Below are 22505 nucleotides of genomic sequence, written 5' to 3'. Positions count from 1 at the left end.
CTATCGCTGGCAAGCCAGCTCCCACAGTGTTTTGTATCGCATCAAAAAAATCAGACGGCAGCGTTGTAGAACTGCTCGCTGCTCTTCTGCTCAACCAATGCCTGCTCGATCGCAGCCTGATGCACTTCATCGGAATGCTCTTCGCGAGCTTCTGGTGCGATGCCCAGGCGTGCAAACAACTGCATGTCTTTGTCCGCCTGCGGGTTGGCAGTGGTCAGCAGTTTGTCACCGTAGAAAATCGAGTTGGCACCGGCGAAGAACGCCAGGGCCTGCATCTGCTCGTTCATCGCTTCACGGCCCGCGGACAGGCGCACGTGGGATTGCGGCATGAGGATACGCGCCACGGCGAGCATGCGGATGAAGTCGAACGGGTCGATGTCTTCGGCGCTTTCCAGCGGCGTGCCGGCGACTTTCACCAGCATGTTGATCGGCACCGATTCCGGATGCTCTGGCAGGTTGGCCAACTGGATCAGCAGATTGGCGCGGTCGTCCAGCGACTCGCCCATGCCGAGAATGCCGCCGGAGCAGATCTTCATCCCCGATTCACGCACGTAGGCCAGCGTCTGCAGACGCTCGCTGTAAGTGCGGGTGGTGATGATGCTGCCGTAGAACTCAGGCGACGTGTCGAGGTTGTGGTTGTAGTAATCGAGGCCGGCCTTGGCCAGCGCTTCGGTCTGATCCTGATCGAGACGCCCCAGTGTCATGCAGGTTTCCAGGCCCATGGCTTTCACGCCTTCGACCATTTGCAGCACGTACGGCATATCTTTGGCCGAGGGGTGCTTCCATGCCGCGCCCATGCAGAACCGCGTCGAGCCGATGGCCTTGGCGCGCGCCGCCTCTTCGAGGACCTTTTGCACTTCCATCAGTTTTTCTTTTTCAAGGCCGGTGTTGTAGTGACCGGACTGCGGGCAGTACTTGCAGTCTTCCGGGCAGGCCCCGGTCTTGATCGACAACAGGGTCGAGACCTGAACGCGATTGGCGTTGAAATGCGCGCGGTGCACCGTTTGCGCCTGGAACAGCAAGTCGTTGAAGGGCTGTACGAAGAGTGCTTTGACTTCGGCCAGAGACCAGTCGTGACGCAGGGTGGCGGTGGTGCTCGCGCTCATGGGTAATTCCTTGGTTATGCTTGGCTTGCGGCTGGGGAAACGGAATACCCACAGGCGCTACACGGATGTTCGGCATATTTAAGGAAGAGTCATGCGCTGTCAACCACGATACAAAGAGTCGGTTTACATCTGTTTAAAAAACGTACAGACCTGCCTGTTGTGCGATGAGCCGACAGACACGGAATTCCCTCTCTGCGTTGCCTGCGAAACTGATCTGCCTTGGCTTGGCGACCACTGTATTACCTGCGCTTTGCCGCAGATGGCGGCGGGCCTGACTTGTGGCGAGTGCCTGCTAGAGCCTCCGGCGTTCGAGCAGGTGGTGGTGCCGTGGCTTTATGCCTTCCCGCTGGACAGCTTGATTACGCGCTTTAAACACAACGCGAAATGGCCGTTTGGTCGACTTCTCGCAGACGTTCTCGGACAATACCTGCAACATCGCTTCGACGACGGTTTGCCAAGACCCGATGCGTTGTTGCCGGTGCCACTGGCGAGCAAGCGTCTGCGTCAACGCGGCTTCAACCAGGCGGCGATGCTGGCGCGATGGTTGAGTCCAACGCTGGACCTGCCTTGCGAGGAAACGGTGCTGCGCCGCGTCAAAGACACCGATGCCCAGCAGGATCTCGACGCCAAAGCGCGTAAGCGCAATCTGCGCGATGCCTTCGACATTGCACCGGATGCGCGGATAAAAGGCCGGCATCTGGCGCTGGTTGATGATGTGCTGACCACAGGCGCCACTGCGCAGGCGCTTGCGCGTCTATTGATGAACGCTGGCGCCGCGCGGGTCGACGTCTATTGCCTGGCGCGAACGCCGAAACCCGGAAGTTGAAGCCAACACATACTCCCTGTGGGAGCGAGCTTGCTCGCGAAGGGGCCAGCACATTCAAAATCAATGTTGACTGACACGCCGCTTTCGCGAGCAAGCTCGCTCCCACAGGGTTCTGTGTCGGGCTTGACTCTGGCGTCGCTAGCGGCCAACTTCCACGTCCACCGCCACAAAAAAGCACCCATCCATGTCCATGCCTTCCCTGTTGTCACAGCACATCGTCCGCCGTCCGCAGCGCATCGCCCTGCTGCAGCACATCGCCGAGCAGGGCTCGATCACCCGCGCGGCAAAAAGCGCAGGCCTGAGTTACAAAGCGGCGTGGGACGCCATCGATGAGCTGAACAACCTGGCGCAGAAACCGCTGGTTGAACGCGCTGTCGGCGGCAAGGGCGGTGGCGGGGCGAAATTGTCCAGTGAAGGCGAGCGCGTTCTGCGCTTGTATCAAAAGCTGCAAGCCTTGCAGGCGCAAGTGCTGGAAGCGGCCGAAGACGCCAGCGATCTCGACCTGCTCGGTCGGCTGATGCTCAGAACCAGCGCGCGCAATCAGTTGCACGGCAAGGTCGTGGCGATTGAAAGTCAGGGCCGCAATGACCTGATTCGCCTCGAACTGGCTGAGGGCCTGCACCTTGACGCGCAGATCACCCACGACAGCACCGTGCATCTGGAACTGCAAACCGGTACCGAAGTGGTGGCGCTGATCAAGGCCGGCTGGCTGGAGTTGCTCAGCACCGATCAATCTGCAACGTCTGGTCACAATCTTCTCAACGGCAGCATCGAAGAAATTCTCGACGCCGAGGACGGCCCCAGCGAAGTGCGTATCTCCCTGTCCAACGGCCATACCCTCTGCGCGCTGGCTGAGCCGCTGGACTTGCGCACTCGCGGGCTGACGGTCGAGCAACCGGTGCAGGTGCAGTTTTCGCCCTCCAACGTGCTGATCGGCACGCCGCTCTAGTCAGGTTCTGCAACGAAAGCGTCATCGACGCTCATTAAGGTGGCTGCCAAAACCAAGCAGGGAGCCTGATGTGAGCCTATTAGAAGAAAACCAATCCACTGACCTGGAAAAAATGGTCGGCCTCAGCCGTCGCGGTTTTATCGGCGCCGGTGCGCTGTGCGGTGCGGCGATGTTCCTCGGTGGCAGTCTATTGAGCCGCAGCGCGCTGGCCACCGGTGTCAGCGCCGGCAACAGCCGCCTGCTCGGTTTCGAGAGCATTGCCGCCGCGACCACCGACGTCATCACGCTGCCCAAAGGCTACAAGTCTTCGGTATTGATCAGTTGGGGTCAGCCCCTGCAAAAGAACGGCCCGGCGTTCGACCCGAGCGGCAACGGCACCGCGGCGGCACAGGAAGTGCAGTTCGGCGACAACAACGACGGCATGAGCCTGTTCGCCTTCCCCGACGACCGTAATCGCGCGCTGATGGCGATCAACAACGAATACACCAACTACCGCTACCTCTACCCGCACGGCGGCATGCCGCAATCGGCCGAAGACGTGCGCAAGGCACTGGCCTGCGAAGGCGTGTCGGTGATCGAAGTGCAACGCAAGAACGGTCAGTGGCAGTTCGTCCAGGGCTCGCGCTACAACCGGCGCATCCACGGCAACTCGCCGCTGCGCATCAGCGGCCCGGCAGCCGGTCACGATCTGCTGAAAACCGCCGCCGACAAGCACGGCAAGAAAGTCCTTGGCACCTTCCAGAACTGCGCCAACGGTAAAACCCCGTGGGGCACTTACCTGACTTGCGAAGAAAACTTCACCGACTGCTTCGGCAGCAGCAACGCCCAGCAGCAGTTCGACCCGGCGCAGAAGCGCTACGGCGTGTCGGTTGCCAGCCGCGAGATCAACTGGCACCCGTACGACCCGCGCTTCGACATGGCGAAGAACCCCAACGAACTCAACCGTCATGGCTGGGTGGTCGAGATCGATCCGTTCGATCCGCAATCGACCCCGGTCAAGCGCACCGCGCTCGGCCGCTTCAAACATGAAAACGCCGCACTGGCCGAGACCGATGACGGTCGCGCCGTGGTGTACATGGGCGACGACGAGCGAGGCGAATTCATCTACAAATTCGTCAGCCGTGACCGCATCAACCATCGCAACGCCAAGGCCAACCGCGACATCCTCGATCACGGCACCTTGTACGTGGCCAAGTTCGATAATGGCGACAGCAACCCCGATCACCCGAAAGGCCAGGGCCAGTGGATCGAACTGACCCACGGCAAAAACGGCATCGACGCCAGCAGCGGTTTCGCCGACCAGGCCGAAGTGCTGATCCACGCTCGCCTCGCCGCCAGTGTTGTTGGTGCGACGCGCATGGACCGCCCGGAATGGATCGTCGTCAGCCCCAAGGACGGCCAGGTTTATTGCACGCTGACCAACAACGCCAAGCGTGGCGAAGATGGCCAACCCGTCGGCGGGCCGAATCCGCGCGAGAAGAACGTCTACGGGCAGATCCTGCGCTGGCGCACCGACCGCGATGATCACGCTTCGAAGACGTTTGCCTGGGATCTGTTTGTGGTCGCTGGCAACCCGGGCGTACACGCCGGGACGCCGAAGGGCGGCTCGAAGAACATCACCCCGCAAAACATGTTCAACAGCCCGGACGGTTTGGGTTTCGACAAGGCCGGGCGCTTGTGGATTCTCACCGACGGCGACTCGAGCAATGCCGGCGACTTTGCCGGGATGGGCAACAACCAGATGCTCTGCGCCGATCCCAAGACCGGTGAGATTCGCCGCTTCATGGTTGGGCCGATTGGTTGCGAAGTAACGGGGATCAGCTTCTCGCCGGATCAGAAAACCCTGTTTGTCGGGATTCAGCATCCGGGGGAGAACGGCGGGTCGACCTTCCCTGAGCATTTGCCGAATGGCAAGCCGCGGTCGTCGGTGATGGCGATTACTCGGGAGGACGGCGGGATCGTCGGCGCCTGATATGGCCTCATCGCTGGCAAGCCAGCTCCCACAGGGACACGCATTTCTAATGTGGGAGCTGGCTTGCCAGCGATAGCGTCAGCGCAGACACCAACCCCCTAATGGCCTGCCATCTGCGCTACCATGCTGGGCCGGACGCGGCAGCCTGCTGCGCGCAGGAGTCAGCATGGCCCACCCGTTTGAAACCCTCACCCCCGACCTCGTCCTCGATGCCGTTGAAAGCATCGGCTTCCTCAGTGATGCGCGCATTCTGGCGCTCAACAGCTACGAGAACCGCGTCTATCAGGTCGGCATCGAAGACTCCGAACCGCTGATCGCCAAGTTCTATCGTCCGCAGCGCTGGACCAATGAAGCCATTCTCGAAGAACACAAATTCACCTTCGAACTGGCTGACGTCGAGATCCCTGTCGTGGCGCCGTTGATCCACAACGGCGAAACCCTGCACGAACATGCCGGTTTCCGCTTCACCCTGTTCCCCCGTCGCGGCGGTCGTGCGCCGGAGCCGGGCAATCTCGACCAGCTGTATCGCCTCGGCCAGTTGCTCGGGCGCATTCATGCGGTCGGCGCGACCAAGCCGTTCGAACATCGCGAAGCGCTCGCGGTGCAGAACTTCGGCCACGCCTCGCTGAACACCTTGCTCGAAGGCAACTTCATTCCGAAAAGCCTGCTGCCGGCCTATGAGTCCGTCGCCCGTGACCTGCTCAAGCGCGTGGAAGATGCCTATGCCAACACGCCGCACCAGAACATCCGCATGCACGGCGACTGCCACCCCGGCAACATGATGTGCCGCGACGAGATGTTCCACATCGTCGATCTCGACGATTGCCGCATGGGCCCGGCGGTGCAGGACATCTGGATGATGCTCGCCGGCGACCGTCAGGAATGCCTCGGGCAGTTATCGGAATTGATGGATGGCTACAACGAGTTCCACGATTTCGATCCGCGTGAACTGGCGCTGATCGAACCGCTGCGCGCCTTGCGCCTGATGCATTACAGCGCCTGGCTGGCACGGCGTTGGGACGACCCGGCGTTCCCGCACAGCTTTCCATGGTTCGGCACCGAGCGTTATTGGGGTGATCAGGTGTTGGCCTTGCGTGAGCAACTGTCGGCGCTCAACGAAGAACCGCTGAAACTCTTCTGATTCACAGCTGAATCCTGTGGGAGCGAGCTTGCTCGCGAAGGCGTCATTTCAGTCAGCATAATGTTGAATGTCAGTCCGTATTCGCTCCCACATGGGTTGTGTGTTCACACATTTCTGACCAATCAGCTACGGCATTCGTAGACAAATCTCCTTACAATCCCCCTTTGTCAGCTGCCTGAGCAAGGATTCTGCATGCAAGCCGCCAACCCGCGTCGCGGGTACATTCTGGGCCTGAGTGCCTACATCATCTGGGGCCTGTTCCCGATCTACTTCAAAGCCATCGCCGAAGTGCCTGCCGTCGAGATCATCATCCACCGGGTGCTGTGGTCAGCGCTGTTTGGTGCGCTGCTGCTAATGGTGTGGAAACACCCGGGCTGGTTGCGCGAACTGCTCGATAATCCTAAACGTCTGGCGATTCTGGCGTTGAGCGGGACGTTGATCGCGGCCAACTGGTTGACCTATGTATGGTCGGTGAACAACGGACGCATGCTTGAGGCCAGTCTCGGTTACTACATCAACCCGCTGGTAAACGTGCTCTTGGGGATGTTGATTCTCGGCGAGCGCTTGCGGCGCATGCAGTGGGTCGCAGTGGGGTTGGCCGCCGTCGGTGTGGCGCAGCAGGTCTGGCAAGTCGGCAGTCTGCCGTGGGTATCGCTGGTGCTCGCGTTGACCTTTGGCTTCTACGGTTTGATCCGCAAACAAGCACCGGTGAAAGCATTGCCGGGGCTGGTGGTGGAAACCTGGATGCTGGTGCCGATCGCCATTGCCTGGTTGCTGTTCAATCAGACTGCGACAAGCGCTCAGCCGGAGTTCTGGACCACCTCGCAAGCGTGGTGGCTGGTGGCCGCCGGACCGGTGACTTTGGTACCGTTGGTGTGCTTTAACGCCGCCACGCGACACTTGCCCTACACCACGATCGGTTTCCTGCAATACCTGGCGCCGACCCTCGTGCTGTTGCAAGCGGTGTTGCTGTTCGGTGAGCATCTATCGTCCAGCACACTGGTGGCGTTTATCTTCATCTGGGCCGGTCTGGCCGTTTATAGCGTCGATGCGGTGATCAGTTTGCGTCGGCGCAGCTGATCAAAAAACGCACAAACCTTCGCAGGCCACGGTTCTCGTGGCCTGCAACGTTCCTTCCCAAGGTTATCCACAACGTGATCCCCGCCGTTTGTGTGCAAGTCACTGAATGTTGGCGGTTTTTTGATCAGTTCCCTGCAAGCCCCGGCCGGCTTGACGCTGCGCCCGGTCTCTACAGGTTATCCACAGGCAGGTGCACGTTAAAACTGGATAACCGCAGCAGCGGTTAAACGTCTGTGCGTAACACCAACTCCACCATCAAATCATCGGCCAGGGTTTCCAGGCGCGACTGCAGGACATCGAGCGACAAGGTCAACGGCACCGCGAGAATCGCCTCGGCGTGGAACAGCGGCTCACTGCTCATCGGCGCCGGACGCACTTCGGTCACCAGCCGTTCGAGGTTGACGCCCTGCTCGCTCAACAACCGGGTGATATCGCGCACAATCCCCGGGCGGTCATTGCCCACCAGGTCCATGGCGATCGGTTTCCAGGTGCAGGACTGCTCGATCCCGCTTTCGGCAATCAGCACGCGAATGCCATGTGTCGACAGTGCTTGTAAGGCATCGACTAATTCGTCGTAAGCCTCCGCCGGCACGCCCACCCGCAGAATCCCGGCAAACTGCCCGGCCATCCGCGACATGCGGCTTTCCAGCCAGTTACCACCGTGTTCGGCGATGCATTGGGCGATGCGCTCGACCTGCCCGGGTTTGTCCGGGGCAAAAACGGTGAGTACGAGATGGTCCATGGCGCAGCCCTCTTGTCATGACTTTTGTTATAGAAGGGCAAGTATAGGCAAGCATGTTGATTCAGCCCGACCCCACATAGTTTGATGATGCACCGTGGCGAGGGAGCAGCCCCATAGCAGCTAATCGGGAGGGCCATAGTATTTATGTGTACAACTTTTGATATTTAGCTGGAACAATCCAATGGTTTTTTGAGAACATCCCGTTCCGCGATGTGACCGCAATGCGACATGAGGTCGCAGAACGACGTAATTAGTCTGATTTTCACAAGCGCAACTCATCATGTAGTATGCCGCAGCGCGCACTACATAACGCCGGATCGATGTCTGCCCAAGGCATGTTCGCAACCCTGAAAGCCCCGTCAGCAAGGCCCCAAGCCGTTGATTGGTCCCAGCCCAGCCGCCAGCAATGGCATGTACTGGTCGGCAGGTTTGTGGTTTAAATGGCCAGAGGCTTCATTGTCAAATTGAAGAGCTGAAAAGCGAAATAGCTGAGCAGAGTGAGGCAAGCAATGACTGAACACGTTCAAGTCGGTGGCCTGCAGGTCGCCAAAGTCCTGTTCGACTTCGTGAACAACGAAGCCATTCCCGGTACCGGCCTCACCGCCGACAAATTCTGGGAAGGTGCCGACAAGGTCATTCATGACCTGGCGCCGAAGAACAAAGCCCTACTCGCCAAACGCGATGACTTCCAGGCACGCATTGACGCCTGGCATCAGGAACGCAACGGTCAGGCGCACGACGCCGTGGCCTATAAAGCCTTCCTGCAAGAAATCGGTTATCTGCTGCCAGAAGCGGCTGATTTCCAGGCAACGACGCAAAATGTCGATGATGAAATCGCCCGCACCGCCGGTCCGCAACTCGTTGTGCCGGTGATGAACGCCCGCTTCGCTCTCAATGCCTCGAACGCCCGCTGGGGTTCGCTGTATGACGCCCTCTACGGCACCGACGCGATCAGCGAAGAAGGTGGCGCGGAAAAAGGCAAAGGCTACAACAAGGTGCGTGGCGACAAAGTCATCGCCTTCGCCCGAGCCTTTCTCGACGAAGCCGCGCCATTGGCCGCTGGCTCCCACGTCGACTCGACCGGCTACAAAATCGCTGACGGCAAACTGCTGGTCACCCTCAAGGGCGGCAGCAACACTGGCCTGCGCGATGACGCTCAACTGATCGGTTTCCAGGGTGACGCCAACGCGCCAATCGCGATCCTGCTGAAACACAACGGTCTGCACTTCGAAATCCAGGTCGACGCCAGCACCCCGGTTGGCCAGACCGACGCTGCCGGCGTCAAAGACATCCTGATGGAAGCGGCACTGACCACCATCATGGACTGCGAAGACTCCGTGGCGGCCGTCGATGCTGACGACAAAGTGGTGATCTACCGCAACTGGCTCGGCCTGATGAAGGGCGACCTGGCGGAATCCGTGTCCAAGGGCGGCCAGACTTTCACCCGCACCATGAACCCGGATCGCACCTACGCCGCGCCGAATGGCGGTGAGGTGACCCTGCACGGCCGTTCGCTGTTGTTCGTGCGTAACGTTGGTCACCTGATGACCATCGACGCGATCCTCGACAAGAACGGCAATGAAGTGCCGGAAGGCATCCTCGACGGTCTGGTCACTTGCCTGGCGGCGATGCACAACCTCAATGGCAACACCTCGCGTCGCAACACCCGCACCGGTTCCGTGTACATCGTTAAACCGAAGATGCACGGCCCGGAAGAAGCAGCGTTCACCAACGAGCTGTTCGGCCGCATCGAAGACGTCCTGGGCCTTACGCGCAACACGCTGAAAGTCGGGATCATGGACGAGGAGCGCCGCACCACGATCAACCTCAAGGCCTGCATCAAGGCTGCCAGTGAGCGCGTGGTGTTCATCAACACCGGTTTCCTCGACCGCACCGGCGACGAAATCCACACCTCCATGGAAGCCGGCCCGGTTGTGCGCAAGGCTGACATGAAGGCTGAGAAGTGGATCGGCGCCTACGAAAACTGGAACGTCGATATCGGTCTGAGCACCGGCCTGCAAGGTCGCGCGCAAATCGGTAAAGGCATGTGGGCAATGCCGGATCTGATGGCGGCGATGCTCGAGCAGAAAATCGCTCACCCTCTGGCTGGCGCCAACACCGCTTGGGTGCCGTCGCCGACCGCCGCTGCACTGCACGCGCTGCACTACCACAAGGTTGACGTGTTCGCCCGTCAGGCCGAACTGGCCAAACGTGCTCGCGCGTCCGTCGACGACATCCTGACCATCCCGTTGGCGGTGAATCCGAACTGGACGCCAGAGCAGATCAAGAACGAACTGGACAACAATTCCCAGGGCATTCTTGGTTATGTAGTGCGCTGGATCGACCAGGGTGTCGGCTGTTCGAAAGTGCCGGACATCAATGACGTCGGCCTGATGGAAGACCGTGCCACGCTGCGTATTTCCAGCCAGCACATCGCCAACTGGCTGCGCCACGGTGTGGTCACCGAAGCGCAAGTGATGGAAAGCCTCAAGCGCATGGCGCCGGTGGTTGACCGTCAGAACGCCAACGACCCGCTGTACCGCCCGCTGGCACCGGACTTCGACAGCAACATCGCCTTCCAGGCGGCGGTCGAACTGGTGATCGAAGGCACCAAACAGCCGAACGGCTACACCGAACCGGTGCTGCACCGTCGTCGTCGCGAGTTCAAGGCTGCCAATGGCCTGTAACCTGCGCTGAATGCTGGACATGAAAAAGCCCTGATCGAAAGATCAGGGCTTTTTTTTTGTTTGCGGTTTGGGCTGATATTTGTGGTGGGCTTGAGATCGATCCCCTCACCCCAGCCCTCTCCCCACGGGGGCGAGGGGGAAAGGGAGCCGATTTATATGCTTTTCAAAATCTGAGCTCGGCTCAGGAATTGCCAAGGGTAGAGGGGTAAGGGGGCAGATCTGTATGCTTTTCAAAATCTGAGCTCGGCTCAGGAATTGCCAAGGGTTGAGGGGCCGATATTGGTGCTTTTCAAAACCGGAGTTCGACTGAGGAGTTTCAAGTCGGTGTACCTCGAACAGCCACCGCGGTCAGTCCCCTCTCCCCCCGGGAGAGGGCTAGGGTGAGGGGCTTCTAAGGCTCGATACCCAATTCATGCTTCACCAACGCCAACAACTTGCCCGTATCAATCGGCTTGAGCAGAAAATCCACCACGCTCAAATGCATCGCCGCAATCGCATCCTTCACATCGGCATCGCCCGAGACAATGATGATCGGCATCGCCGCCCGCTCCGATTCGCGTACCTGCCGAATCAACTCAAGCCCACCGACATGGCCCATGCGCAGATCGGTAATGACCAGGCCGATCGAGGGTTTCTCCTCCAGCATCTTCAGCGCCGTCTCACCACTGGCTGCCGTCAAGCAACGAATGCCATCCAACGCGAGAATCTCCGACAACAGCTCCCGGGCGTCCTTGTCGTCATCAACGATCAATACACGCTGAGGTGGAAGATCAGGTTCGAGCATGACTGCACTGAGCGCTTCTCGCTCGGCATCGCTCAAAATATCGTGGTCGGACATGGCGTTCTCTAAGTATTCAAAACAGTCCCTTGGCAAGTGGTCAGACATCGCTGGGCAGAGCTTCAATGTGCACTTCGTCGGATTTTTTTCCAAGGGGGTAGGCCAAGGAATTTCCGACTGTTTGCGTAGGGCATCTCCGAAACTGCGCCAATGGTGGCAAAACCTAGACTTACGTCCAATGGGCACCCTGTCCGTAGGGGTCGACCATGGCCGCAACGATCCGACAACAACAATTCGAAAAAGACTGCGGTAATGGTTATGAGTAAAGCGGACGCCTTCACCCAGGCAGGGAAAACCGCGGTATTGCAGAACATTCAGGGCACCCTGCAATTCCTCCAGCGCTTCCCGCCCTTCAATCAGATGGAACACGCCCACCTGGCTTATCTGGTGGAGCAATGCCAGCTGCGTTTCTACGGTCAGGGCGAGAGCATCATCAAACCCGCCGACGGCCCGGTCGAACACTTCTACATCGTCAAGCAAGGTCGGGTGATCGGCGAGCGACAGCACATCACCAAACCCGGCACTGAAACCACCTTCGAGATCACCACCGGCGAATGCTTTCCGCTGGCAGCATTGCTGGGCGAACGGGCGACCCGCACCGAACATCTGGCCGGCGAAGACACCTTCTGCCTGCAACTGAACAAACTGGCGTTCATCAAACTGTTCGCCCTTTCCAATACCTTCCGCGACTTCGCCCTGCGCGGGGTCAGCAGCCTGCTCGACCAGATCAACCAGCAAGTGCAGCAGAAAGCCGTGGAAACCCTGGGCACGCAATATTCGCTGAACACGCGGCTTGGCGAACTGGCGATGCGGCACCCGGTGACTTGCGGTGCCGAGACGCCGCTGCGTGAAGCGGTGAAGCTGATGCACGAACAACAGGTCGGCAGCATCGTCGCGGTGGACGAATTCAAGGCGCCGCTGGGGATTTTCACCCTGCGTGACTTGCGCCATGTGGTGGCTGAAGGCGTGGCGGATTTCAGTGAGGCCATCGAGCGCCACATGACGCGCGCGCCCTTTTACCTTTCCCCGGATCACAGCGCGTTCGATGCGGCGATTGCGATGACCGAACGGCACATCGCTCACGTCTGTCTGGTCAAGGATCAGCGCCTGTGCGGCGTGGTCTCCGAGCGCGATTTGTTTTCCCTGCAACGGGTCGATCTGGTGCATCTGGCGCGGACGATTCGCAGCGCTCAGCGTGTCGAACAACTGGTGAGCCTGCGCGGCGAGATCGGCCAACTGGTCGAACGCATGCTCGCTCACGGCGCGTCTTCGACGCAGATCACCCACATCATTACTCTGCTCAACGACCACACCGTGTGCCGGGTGATCGAACTGACTCTCGCCGAAAAAGGCGATCCCGGCGTGCCATTCAGCTGGCTGTGTTTCGGCAGCGAAGGCCGCCGCGAGCAGACGCTGCACACCGATCAGGACAACGGCATTTTGTTTGACGCCCGCGATGCCGCGCATGCGGCGGAGATTCGCGGCAAGCTGCTGCCAATTGCCCAGCAGATCAACCAGAGCCTGGCGCAATGCGGCTTCACCCTGTGCAAGGGCAACATCATGGCCGGCAACCCCGAGTTGTGTTTGTCACGAGCAGAATGGGCACGACGCTTCGCGGCATTTATCCGTGAGGCGACGCCGGAGAATCTGCTCGGCTCGAGCATCTATTTCGACTTGCGGGTGGTCTGGGGCGATGAAAAAGGCTGCGAGCAATTGCGCCGGGGCATTCTCGATCAAGTCGCCGACAACCGTTTGTTCCAGCGCATGATGGCCGAGAACGCCCTGCGCAATCGTCCGCCGGTGGGGCGTTTCCGTGAGTTTGTGCTGGCACGCAAGAATGGCGAGAAAGCCACGCTGGATTTGAAAGTCCAGGGGCTGACACCGTTCGTGGACGGCGCGCGCTTGCTGGCGCTGGCCAACGGTATCGACACCAACAACACCCTTGAGCGCTTTCGTCAGCTCGTCGATAAACAAATCATCGAGCCGCTGGACGGCGCGGCGTATGAAGAGGCTTATCACTTCATTCAACAGACGCGCATGCAACAACATCAACTGCAGACCCGGGAGAATCTGCCCTACTCCAACCGCGTCGACCCCGACAGCCTCAACCATCTGGACCGGCGCATCCTGCGCGAATCCCTGCGCCAGGCGCAACGCCTGCAAAACAGCCTGACGCTGCGGTATCAGCTATGAGTCTGTTTTCGTGGCTGCGCCCGGCGAGCCCGGTTTTATCGATGGATCTGCAGCAGCGTCTGGCGAAGCTGGCAGCCGTCAGTGAGCTGAGCGAATGCAGCCTGCGCGAGCAGCGCTGGGTGGTGCTGGATCTGGAAACCACCGGGCTCAACCTGAACAAGGATCGCGTGCTGTCGATTGGCGCGGTGGTGATCGAAGACGGCGCCATCGACTTCAGCCAACAGTTCGAACGCACGCTGCAATGTCGCGAGCTGAAGCTCAGTCCCAGCGTGCTGATTCATGGCTTGGGGCCGAATGCGATTGCCGCTGGCAGCGATCCGGCCGAGGCATTGCTGGAGTTGCTGGAATTTGTCGGTGACTGCCCGGTGCTGGCGTTTCATGCGCCGTTTGATCAGCACATGCTCGGGCGCGCATTGAAGGAACATCTGGGGCACAAGCTGCAGCAAGTGTTTCTCGATGTCGCGGACATCGCCCCGCTGGTTTGCCCGCAGGCGAACATCCGCGAGGCCGGGCTGGATGAGTGGATCGACTGGTTCAAGCTTGAGGTGTTCGAGCGGCATAACGCGAGCGCCGATGCGCTGGCGACGGCGGAGTTGGCGTTGATTCTGTTCAGCCGGGCGCGGGGGCAGCAGATTCATAGTCCGTTGAACTTGCAGCAGCGGTTGAGTCAGTGGAAGCGTAGGCAGCAGGCGCCTTCGTTTTAAATCAAAAGCCCCTCACCCCAGCCCTCTCCCCGAGGGAGAGGGAGCCGACCGCGTCGCCTGAAGACTTGCATCGACCTGAAAAAACGAGTCGATTATGGATTCACTAAAGATCGCTCAGGTCGGTGTATCTCCTGAATATCCCCCAATCGGTCCCCTCTCCCTCCGGGAGAGGGTTAGGGTGAGGGCAGCTCTTCAACGGCCCACCTGACCAGTGGCCAATTGCTAACCATTCCCACCTCTGCCACAATCGCGAACAATTCGCGTTAGTTAACATTTCCCAATCGGTGATGTCCGGTGTCGTCAGTCCCAAGCCCTCACAGTGAGCTCGTCGGTGCGATGTATCGCGACCATCGCGGTTGGCTGCTGGCGTGGCTGCGGCGCAATGTGGCCTGCCCGCAACGTGCCGAAGACCTCAGCCAGGACACGTTTGTGCGCCTGCTCGGTCGCGACGAACTGCTGACACCGCGCGAGCCGCGGGCCTTTCTGGTGGCGATCGCCAAAGGCCTGTTGTTCGACTACTTCCGTCGCGCGGCGCTGGAGCAGGCCTACCTCACCGAGTTGATGCTGATCCCCGAGGGCGAACAACCTTCGGTGGAAGAACAGCAAATGATCCTCGAAGACCTCAAAGCCATCGACCGCTTGCTGGGCAAACTGTCGACCAAGGCCCGCGCCGCTTTCCTTTATAACCGCCTCGACGGTCTCAGCCATGCCGAGATCGCCGACAAGCTCGGCGTCTCGGTGCCGCGTGTGCGTCAGTACCTCGCGCAAGGCATTCGTCAGTGCTACATCGCCCTGTACGGTGAGCCAACGTGAGCCCGGCCAGTTCCAGCCCCGTACCGGCGCACGTGCTGGATGCGGCGATTGCCTGGCAGTTGACCCTCGATTCGAGCAGTCCGCTGGAGCGCGAAGAGTTCGCCAAATGGCACGCGGCCAATGAAGAACACGCCCGTGCCTGGCGCCAGTTGGGCATGCTTGATCAGCGTTTCAGCGTGGCCAAGGGCCCGGCCCGCAGTGCCTTGCTGCAATCGCGCGAAGGCATTCGCCGACGGGTGCGCAAGCTCGGCAGTGGGCTGGCCAGCGTTGTCGTGCTGGTCGGTGTGGGGCTGTTTGCCAGTGAGCGTTATCTACCGCTGGATTACTGGCTCGCCGATCAACGCACCGCCACGGGTGAGCAACGCACCGTGCGCCTGTCCGACGGCACCGTGTTGAATCTCAACACTCACAGTGCGGTGGATGTGCGTTTCGATGAGACGCGCCGGCTGATCGTCTTGCAGGAAGGCGAAATTCTCGTCGAGACCGGTCATGGCGATGCGCGGCCATTTATTGTCGAAACCCGCGAAGGCAGCATGCGCGCGTTGGGTACGCGGTTTTTGGTCAAGCGTGAAGACGAAGGCACACGTCTGAGTGTGTTGCAGTCGGCCGTGGCCGCCCATGCGCAAACGAATCCCGAAGAACAGATTCTCCATGAAGGCCAACAGGTGTTCATGCGCAGCGACGGGCTCGATTCAATTGTCGCGCTCAATCCCGGCGCCGATGCCTGGACCCGCGGCATGCTGGTGGTCGATAACGCACGACTCGGCGATCTGGTGCATGAGCTGGGACGTTATCGGCGCGGGTACCTGGGCGTGGCGCCAGAAGTGGCGGACCTGCGCATTACCGGCAGCTTCCCCCTGCATGACACCGATAAAGCCTTGAGCGCCCTGCTGCCGACCCTGCCGGTGCAGATCGAGCGGCATACGCCGTATTGGGTGACCGTGGCGAAGGCTGAGCCCTCCTCCCCTTGACCTGATCGTTCCCACGCGGAGCGTGGGAACGATCAAGCCCGCAGAAATGTGGCTGTTTTCCAGCTAATCGAAATTATTTTCATCCCGCCCTATCACTTTTTGATTTTCATCCGGCACACAGGCAATTGAGAAATATTTCCATTCAGGAGCCGCCGTATGTCCCGTTCGCTAGACACCTTGTTGCGCCCCAGTCTGCTGGCCGTCGCCATCGCACTCAGCGCGCCGCTGATCAGCAGTCCGTTGCTCGCCGCTGAACAAGCGTCCAGCGTGCGCGCCTACAACCTGCCGGCGGCGCCATTGGCGACCACGCTGAACCAGATCGCCAGCCAGGGCGGCCTCGCGCTGTCGTTGAACCCGTCGCTGGCGGCAGGCAAAACGTCGGCGCCAGTCAGCGGCCAATACGATGCGGCCGGCGCTCTGCGCGCGGCCCTGCGCGGCACCGGTCTGCAACTGGAACAAAGCAGCAGCGGCACCTACAGCCTGGTCGCCGTGCCTGAAGGGACGTTGGCCCTGCCGGAAACTTCCGTCATCGGCGTAGAAAACCTCGAAAGCGCCTGGGGCCCGGTCGAAGGCTACACCGCCACCCGCACCGCCGCCGGCACCAAGACCGACACCGCACTGGTCGAAGCACCGCGTTCAATCTCCGTCGCCACTCGCCAGCAAATGGACGACCGCAGCGTGCACAGCCTCGATGACGCCGTGCGCTACATGCCTGGCATCACCGCCAGCAGCTACGGCAGCGACACCCGCGCCGACTGGCTGCGTGTGCGCGGTTTCGAGCCGACCCAGTTCCTCGATGGCCTGCCACTGCCCAAAGGCGTGTACGCCAACCCGAAACAGGAAACCTGGAACCTCGACCGCCTCGCCCTGCTGCGCGGCCCGGCCTCTTCGGTTTACGGCCAGACCCCACCGGGCGGCCTGCTCGACATGGTCAGCCGTCGCCCAAGCGCCGAGGCCAGCAGCGAAATCCAACTGCAGTACGGCAGCGACAACCACCGTCAGATCAACTTCGCCAGCACCGGCAAGATCGATGACGCCGGCCAGTTTCTCTATGGCCTCAGCGGTGTGGTGCGCGACAGCGGCACGCAGGTCGATCACGTCGACAACAAGCGCTACAACATCGCGCCGAGCCTGACCTGGAACATCGACGACGACACCAAGTTCACCCTGCTGAGCCAGTTCACCCGCGACGATACCGGCATCACCAGCCAGTTCCTGCCGGTGCAGGGCACCAAGATCAAGTCGCCGTTCGGCGATATCTCCCATCACAAGAATCTGGGTGATCCGGACTGGGAATATTACGACCGCACCTACTACGCGCTGGGCTATGCCTTCGAACATCGTCTGAACGATGTCTGGCAGTTCAAGCAGAACCTGCGTTACACCAAGTCGGATCTGTCGTTCCAGTCGCTGACGCCGGGTTCCTATCCGTTTGCGCAAGTTGACGATCAGGGCAACGTAAACCGCACCAGCACCAGCGTCGACGAAGACATCAGCCAGTTCGCCGTGGACAACAACTTCCAGGCCGACTTCGCCACCGGTGACATCCGCCACACCCTGCTGCTGGGCCTTGATCACCAGCGCAGCAACACCAACTACACCTCGATCTTCGGTGATGGCCTGCCAACCAACGTCATCACGCCGATCTACGGTCAGCCGATCGTGCGCCCGGCGCGCTCGACGGCGTTTTACGACTACAACCAGAAGACCTACCAGACCGGCCTGTACATCCAGGACCAGATGGCCCTCGACCAGTGGCGCCTGACCCTCGGCGGCCGTGAAGACTGGGTGCACACCAGCACAAAATTCATCAACAAGGGCGATGCCACCAACACTCAGCGTGACAAAGCCTTCAGCGGCAACGCAGCGCTCAGCTACGTGTTCGACAACGGTTTCGTGCCGTACCTGTCGTACGCCGAATCCTTCCAGCCGACCACGGGCGCCGACGCCACCTCGACCGGTTCGCTCAAACCAACCGAAGGCAAACAGTGGGAACTGGGCATCAAGTACCAGCCTCCGGGCAGCAAAACCCTGCTGACTGCCGCCGTGTATGACCTCACCCAGAAGAACGTCTCGGTCAACACCTTCGTCAACAACGTCTCGATCACCAGCCAGACTGGCGAAGTGAAAGTCAAAGGCCTGGAGCTGGAAGCGGTTTCCGACGTCACCGACAACCTGAAAGTCATCGCTGCCTACACCCTGGCCAAATCCGAAGTGCAAAATGGCGTCGACAAGGGCAATCGCCTGCAACTGATGCCGAACCAGCAAGCGTCGTTGTGGACCGATTACACCTGGCACGCCGGCGTGCTCGACGGCTTCGGCATTGGCGGTGGCGTGCGTTACACCGGCAACACCTACGGCGACAAGGCCAACACCTGGCTGGGCAAGGCGGATGCCTACACCGTGTTCGACGCGAGCGTGCATTACGATCTCGGTCGTCTGGACAACAGCCTCAAAGGCGCGTCGCTGGCACTCAATGCGACCAACCTGTTCGACAAGGACTACATTTCCACCTGCGACAGCTTCTACTGCTACTACGGCGACCAGCGCAGCGTCGTCGCCAGCGCCACTTACAAGTGGTAAGCAACTGAGCTGAAACAGGCCCTGTGACCAGGCCGTCCTTCGTGGACGGCTTTGGTGTTTTTGAAGGTCATGAAATGAAAAGTAAAACAATTCGTCGCTGGTCGTTCGTCCACACCTGGACCAGCCTGGTTTGCACCGTGTTTTTGCTGCTGCTGGCACTGACCGGTTTGCCGTTGATCTTCCATCACGAGATCGAACATCTGCTCGGCGATGCACCCGAAGTGCGCGAGATGCCGGCAGACACGCCGCGGCTGAATCTGGCGCAACTGGTCGAGGCCGCCGAAAAACATCGCCCCGATGAAGTCGTGCAGTACTTCGGTTTCGATGACGATGAGCCGAATGCCGTGCTGACGATCATGGCGAAAACCGCCGGCACCGAACCCAACTCATCACACACCTTCATGCTCGATGCGCGCACCGGTGAAGCGCTGGAAACCCCGTCGGCCAACGGTGGCTTGATGCTGTTCATCCTGCGCCTGCACGTCGATATGTTCGCCGGGCTGCCGGGCAAATTACTGCTGGCGTTCATGGGGCTGCTGTTTGTCGTGGCGATTGTTTCGGGGACGGTGCTGTATCTGCCGTTCATGCGCCGTTTGAAGTTCGGCACCGTACGCCAGGACAAGTCGACCCGGCTGCGCTGGCTCGACCTGCACAACCTGATCGGCGTAGTCACCCTGACCTGGGCACTGGTGGTCGGCGTAACCGGTGTGATCAGCGCCTGCGCCGACTTGTTGATCGCGGCTTGGCGCAACGATGCGCTGACTGCGTTGATCGAGCCTTACCGCGACGCCCCGCCGCTGACGCATCTGGCGCCGGCCACTCGCTTGCTCGACATCGCCGCTGAAGTGGCACCGGGCATGAAGCCGGATTTCATTGCCTTCCCCGGCACACGCTTTTCCAGCGAGCACCACTACTCGGTGTTCATGAAGGGCGGCACGCATTTGACCTCGCACTTGCTGACGCCGGTGCTGATCGATGCCACCACGCTGCAGGTCACTGCGGTGGCCGAACGGCCGTGGTACATGGACGCCATGGGCATGTCGCAGCCGCTGCACTTTGGTGATTATGGCGGCATGCCGATGAAGATTCTCTGGGCCACACTCGATGTGCTGACGATCATTGTGCTCGGCAGTGGCGTGTACCTGTGGCTGGTGCGGCGCAAAGCGGCCAAGCCTGTGCTGGAAACGGCGGAGGCCTCTGCATGAAGCCGCGTCAGTCGAATTTCTGGAAGGTGTTCAGCACACCGATCGTGATTGCGTTGCTCAGTGCGGCGGGGTTGTTTGCGGCGTTGTTGGGGGATGGGATCTGGGATGCGCTGAGTTGGGTGGGGTTGGGTGTTCCGGCATTTCTGGCCATAAGAGGATTGCTGCAGCGCAGGTAGTTTTTGTGTTGTCGGTGAAGGCCTCATCGCTGGCAAGCCAGCTCCCACAAGGATCTCTGCTGGGTCTAAATGTGTGTTCACTGCAAAAACCTGTGGGAGCTGGCTTGCCAGCGATGGCGGCCGGATGGGCGCCATGAATTTCCTCGCCAGCAACAGCGGTTCTGGCTAGGCTAACCACCTGCTCTTCGATGATCACCGAGGTTTGCCAATGTCCGCCCCCAGCATGACCCTGTACCACAACACGCTCTCCCCGTTCGTGCGCAAAGTGATGGTGCTGCTGCACGAAACCGGCCAGCAGGATCGCGTCGCGCTGCAAGATTGCGTGCTCAGCCCGGTCAGCCCGAGTGCCGAGCTCAATATCGACAACCCACTGGGCAAGATCCCCGCACTGCGTCTGGCCGACGGCCATGTCATCCATGACAGCCGGGTGATCCTCGAATACCTCGATCAACAGCACGTCGGCAACCCGCTGATCCCCCGCGAAGGCGCGGCCCGCTGGCGCCGCCTGACCCTGGCCTCGATGGCTGACGGGATCATGGATGCGTCGGTGATGGTGCGTTATGAATTGGTCCTGCGCGCCCCGGAAAAGCATTGGGACGAATGGCTCGAAGCCCAGCGCGACAAGATCCGCCGCGCCCTCGCTGTACTGGAAAAGGAGGCGATTGCCGAGCTGACCAGCCATTTCGATGTGGCGGCGATCAGCGTGGCGTGTGCGCTGGGTTATCTCGATTTGCGCTTCCCGGATCTGGTCTGGCGTGAGGCGAACCCGCAATTGGCCCACTGGTTTTTTGAAGTGAGTCAGCGACCTTCCATGATCGCCACGATGCCCAAGCCTTAAATCGGCGGCGCTTGTTCCGGCCTCTTCGCGAGCAAGCTCGCTCCCACAGTTGTATTGTGTTGTTCATGCCATGGATGCAACGACATAAATCCAATGTGGGAGCGAGCTTGCTCGCGAATGAACCACCTCGGTTCCGATGGTAGCGCTGCAAAAATCAGCGTCACCAAAACCTCCGCCTCTCGCTGATCTTCACGCAATCCCACCCGGCTCATTGCATCGCCCCCACATCAAACTCCAACGGTTTGCCCGGCTTCTGCCCAATGCCGTACCAGTCCAGTTTGCGCGTCAGCACCATGAACACACCGAGCAGGCCGAACAGCAACAACGAGCCCATCAGCAACGCGTAATCCTCGGCACTCAGCAAGCCATAAAGCAGGCCATACAACGCCGCCAGCCCTGCCGAAAAGCTCAAACCGTGACGCACACTGCGCAACACATGGCAGACATAAAACCCGATCAACAACACACAAGCACTGGCCGACAACAGATACGCCAAGGCGAAACCGATGTGTTCCGACAGCGACAGCAACAACAGATAAAAGAACGCCAGCGCCACACCCACCAATGCGTATTGCACCGGGTGCACGGCCAGACTCTTGAGCACTTCGAACAGGAAGAAACCAGCAAACGTCAGAACGATAAACAGCAGCGCATATTTGATCGCCCGGTCGCTCTTGAGGTATTGATCCACCGGGTCGATGAAACTCACGCCAAAGCTGCGACCGTTGAACGCCTCGCAATCATTGCCGCTGACGCAACGGCTCATGGCGTCTTGCAGGTTGGTGGAGAAAAACGTGGTCTGCCAATCGGCGCTGAAACCCTGATCGTTGATCTCACGCTTGGCCGGCAGGAAATTGCCGATGAAACTTGGGTGCGGCCAGTTGGCGTTGAGGCTGACACTGCTGGTTTTACCCACCGGCAGCACTTGCAACGAACCGGTGCCTTGCAGGCGCAAATCGAAACCGAAGCTCAGCTCGGTGGTTTTACTGGTGTCGAGCAGCGGCAGCGTCACTCGCACGCCTTCGCCAAGCCAACCGACTTGCGTGCCGGGAACGAAGTCCAGGCGCTGGCCGTCGAGTTCCAGCTTCAGCGCGTTTTCGATGCCGCGAATGTCGCTGATACCCACCGCGAGAAACGGTGCATCGAACTGGTAATCGGTGAAATCTTCCTTGATGCCCAATTGCGCTGGGAGCGAGAAATGGCCATTGATGCGGTTGTCGGCGTGGAATAACCGCGCCTCATAAATACCCCGCGCACGCAGTTCGGTTTGCACCTGACCATCGAGTTCGAAACGCTCCGGCAGGAAATACAGACGACCGCGCTCTTCGCTCGGCTCGTCGTAGCGCTGGTTGGTTTTGTCGTTGGTTTTCCAGTTGTGAATCACTTTGCGATACGGCACCACCATCACCGGCCCGCTCAGTTGCTGGCTGTAGCTGGAACTGCGGGCGATGTCTTCAAGCACGCCGTCGCGCAGCTGTTGGCGGTCGTCGATGACGCCGTCGATCATCAGCAGCGGGATCAGCAACAGCAGGATCAGCACGGCGATGGCGCCGAGCTTGATGGTCAGATTCTTGTTCATGGGACTCTCCCTGTTTGGATGGCGAGAGTCTGGTGGTGTTGTATGAGGGGAATGTGGGGGGAATATAGAGATTGTGTGGAGACTTCACCTGCTCGCGAAGGC

Annotated in this window: 18 protein-coding genes; 14 read left to right on the top strand and 4 right to left on the bottom strand. The window is 60.0% G+C overall.

Going from position 1 to position 22505, the window contains the following annotated elements:
- Positions 1–50: 50 nt before the first annotated feature.
- Positions 51–1106, bottom strand: coding sequence for a biotin synthase BioB (gene bioB, locus WA225_RS27140; RefSeq protein ID WP_422610325.1), 1056 nt, complete (start codon positions 1104–1106; stop codon positions 51–53).
- A 91-nt stretch (positions 1107–1197) separates the two neighbouring features.
- Here bioB and WA225_RS27135 point away from each other — a divergent pair, with 91 nt between their 5' ends.
- From WA225_RS27135 to rarD, 5 genes are all read left to right on the top strand, one after another.
- Positions 1198–1932: a ComF family protein gene (locus WA225_RS27135; protein ID WP_422610324.1), complete on the top strand. Its 735-nt coding sequence runs from the start codon at positions 1198–1200 to the stop codon at positions 1930–1932.
- 184 nt (positions 1933–2116) lie between these two features.
- Entirely contained in the window at positions 2117–2881 is a 765-nt protein-coding gene (locus WA225_RS27130) for a TOBE domain-containing protein (protein ID WP_422610323.1), read from the top strand.
- A 70-nt stretch (positions 2882–2951) separates the two neighbouring features.
- Positions 2952–4853, top strand: coding sequence for a PhoX family protein (locus WA225_RS27125; RefSeq protein WP_422610322.1), 1902 nt, complete (start codon positions 2952–2954; stop codon positions 4851–4853).
- 166 nt (positions 4854–5019) lie between these two features.
- Positions 5020–5994: a serine/threonine protein kinase gene (locus WA225_RS27120; RefSeq protein ID WP_016983182.1), complete on the top strand. Its 975-nt coding sequence runs from the start codon at positions 5020–5022 to the stop codon at positions 5992–5994.
- A gap of 192 nt (positions 5995–6186) precedes the next feature.
- The gene (rarD, locus tag WA225_RS27115) at positions 6187–7074 is read left to right on the top strand and encodes an EamA family transporter RarD (protein ID WP_158960502.1); all 888 of its coding nucleotides are present in this window, start codon (positions 6187–6189) and stop codon (positions 7072–7074) included.
- Between the two features lie 223 nt (positions 7075–7297).
- On the opposite strand, the gene WA225_RS27110 is transcribed toward rarD, so the two are convergent.
- Positions 7298–7816 carry a glycine cleavage system protein R gene (locus WA225_RS27110; protein ID WP_016983184.1) on the bottom strand — a complete coding sequence of 173 codons (519 nt, stop codon included), beginning with the start codon at positions 7814–7816 and terminating at the stop codon, positions 7298–7300.
- A 509-nt stretch (positions 7817–8325) separates the two neighbouring features.
- Between WA225_RS27110 and WA225_RS27105 the strand changes: the two genes are divergently transcribed.
- Positions 8326–10503 carry a malate synthase G gene (locus WA225_RS27105; RefSeq protein ID WP_422610321.1) on the top strand — a complete coding sequence of 726 codons (2178 nt, stop codon included), beginning with the start codon at positions 8326–8328 and terminating at the stop codon, positions 10501–10503.
- A 391-nt stretch (positions 10504–10894) separates the two neighbouring features.
- Here the strand turns inward: WA225_RS27105 and WA225_RS27100 are convergent, their stop codons facing one another.
- Complete coding sequence (locus tag WA225_RS27100; protein WP_422610320.1) at positions 10895–11341, bottom strand: response regulator; 447 nt, start codon at positions 11339–11341, stop codon at positions 10895–10897.
- Between the two features lie 258 nt (positions 11342–11599).
- Here WA225_RS27100 and WA225_RS27095 point away from each other — a divergent pair, with 258 nt between their 5' ends.
- The 8 genes from WA225_RS27095 (at position 11600) to WA225_RS27060 (ending at position 20824) form a co-directional block, all read left to right on the top strand.
- Positions 11600–13534 (top strand): DUF294 nucleotidyltransferase-like domain-containing protein, encoded by a 1935-nt coding sequence (locus WA225_RS27095; protein ID WP_422610319.1) that lies wholly within the window; start codon positions 11600–11602, stop codon positions 13532–13534.
- Positions 13531–14238 (top strand): PolC-type DNA polymerase III, encoded by a 708-nt coding sequence (locus WA225_RS27090; RefSeq protein WP_422610318.1) that lies wholly within the window; start codon positions 13531–13533, stop codon positions 14236–14238. The genes WA225_RS27095 and WA225_RS27090 overlap by 4 nt, the downstream gene beginning before the upstream one ends.
- Before the next feature lie 336 nt (positions 14239–14574).
- A complete protein-coding gene (locus WA225_RS27085; protein WP_253756929.1) occupies positions 14575–15051 on the top strand; it encodes an RNA polymerase sigma factor in 477 nt (158 codons plus the stop codon).
- Positions 15048–16022: a FecR domain-containing protein gene (locus WA225_RS27080; RefSeq protein WP_422610317.1), complete on the top strand. Its 975-nt coding sequence runs from the start codon at positions 15048–15050 to the stop codon at positions 16020–16022. The genes WA225_RS27085 and WA225_RS27080 overlap by 4 nt, the downstream gene beginning before the upstream one ends.
- A 156-nt stretch (positions 16023–16178) precedes the next feature.
- Positions 16179–18605, top strand: a complete 2427-nt coding sequence (locus WA225_RS27075; RefSeq protein ID WP_422610316.1) for a TonB-dependent siderophore receptor — start codon at positions 16179–16181, stop codon at positions 18603–18605.
- 74 nt (positions 18606–18679) lie between these two features.
- Positions 18680–19810, top strand: coding sequence for a PepSY-associated TM helix domain-containing protein (locus tag WA225_RS27070; RefSeq protein WP_422610315.1), 1131 nt, complete (start codon positions 18680–18682; stop codon positions 19808–19810).
- Entirely contained in the window at positions 19807–19986 is a 180-nt protein-coding gene (locus tag WA225_RS27065) for a hypothetical protein (RefSeq protein ID WP_311883871.1), read from the top strand. Before WA225_RS27070 ends, WA225_RS27065 begins: the two co-directional genes overlap by 4 nt.
- Positions 19987–20194: 208 nt before the next feature.
- Positions 20195–20824, top strand: coding sequence for a glutathione S-transferase (locus tag WA225_RS27060; protein WP_422610314.1), 630 nt, complete (start codon positions 20195–20197; stop codon positions 20822–20824).
- A 208-nt stretch (positions 20825–21032) separates the two neighbouring features.
- Here WA225_RS27060 and creD read toward each other — a convergent pair whose 3' ends face one another.
- Positions 21033–22403, bottom strand: coding sequence for a cell envelope integrity protein CreD (gene creD / locus WA225_RS27055; RefSeq protein WP_422610313.1), 1371 nt, complete (start codon positions 22401–22403; stop codon positions 21033–21035).
- Positions 22404–22505 lie beyond the last annotated feature (102 nt).

The organism is Pseudomonas sp. (genome assembly GCF_049300855.1).
GTDB lineage: Bacteria > Pseudomonadota > Gammaproteobacteria > Pseudomonadales > Pseudomonadaceae > Aquipseudomonas.
Note: the sequence above shows the minus strand (reverse complement) of the source record. Positions and strands in the feature narration are given on the sequence as shown.

Bases quoted from the DNA above. Each gene is read 5' to 3' on its own strand.
- bioB (WP_422610325.1), bottom strand. From the start codon at position 1,106: ATGAGCGCGAGCACCACCGCCACCCTGCGTCACGACTGGTCTCTGGCC.
- WA225_RS27135 (WP_422610324.1), top strand. From the start codon at position 1,198: ATGCGCTGTCAACCACGATACAAAGAGTCGGTTTACATCTGTTTAAAA.
- WA225_RS27130 (WP_422610323.1), top strand. From the start codon at position 2,117: ATGTCCATGCCTTCCCTGTTGTCACAGCACATCGTCCGCCGTCCGCAG.
- WA225_RS27120 (WP_016983182.1), top strand. From the start codon at position 5,020: ATGGCCCACCCGTTTGAAACCCTCACCCCCGACCTCGTCCTCGATGCC.
- rarD (WP_158960502.1), top strand. From the start codon at position 6,187: ATGCAAGCCGCCAACCCGCGTCGCGGGTACATTCTGGGCCTGAGTGCC.
- WA225_RS27110 (WP_016983184.1), bottom strand. From the start codon at position 7,816: ATGGACCATCTCGTACTCACCGTTTTTGCCCCGGACAAACCCGGGCAG.
- WA225_RS27105 (WP_422610321.1), top strand. From the start codon at position 8,326: ATGACTGAACACGTTCAAGTCGGTGGCCTGCAGGTCGCCAAAGTCCTG.
- WA225_RS27100 (WP_422610320.1), bottom strand. From the start codon at position 11,341: ATGTCCGACCACGATATTTTGAGCGATGCCGAGCGAGAAGCGCTCAGT.
- WA225_RS27095 (WP_422610319.1), top strand. From the start codon at position 11,600: ATGAGTAAAGCGGACGCCTTCACCCAGGCAGGGAAAACCGCGGTATTG.
- WA225_RS27090 (WP_422610318.1), top strand. From the start codon at position 13,531: ATGAGTCTGTTTTCGTGGCTGCGCCCGGCGAGCCCGGTTTTATCGATG.
- WA225_RS27085 (WP_253756929.1), top strand. From the start codon at position 14,575: ATGTATCGCGACCATCGCGGTTGGCTGCTGGCGTGGCTGCGGCGCAAT.
- WA225_RS27075 (WP_422610316.1), top strand. From the start codon at position 16,179: ATGTCCCGTTCGCTAGACACCTTGTTGCGCCCCAGTCTGCTGGCCGTC.
- WA225_RS27070 (WP_422610315.1), top strand. From the start codon at position 18,680: ATGAAAAGTAAAACAATTCGTCGCTGGTCGTTCGTCCACACCTGGACC.
- WA225_RS27065 (WP_311883871.1), top strand. From the start codon at position 19,807: ATGAAGCCGCGTCAGTCGAATTTCTGGAAGGTGTTCAGCACACCGATC.
- WA225_RS27060 (WP_422610314.1), top strand. From the start codon at position 20,195: ATGTCCGCCCCCAGCATGACCCTGTACCACAACACGCTCTCCCCGTTC.
- creD (WP_422610313.1), bottom strand. From the start codon at position 22,403: ATGAACAAGAATCTGACCATCAAGCTCGGCGCCATCGCCGTGCTGATC.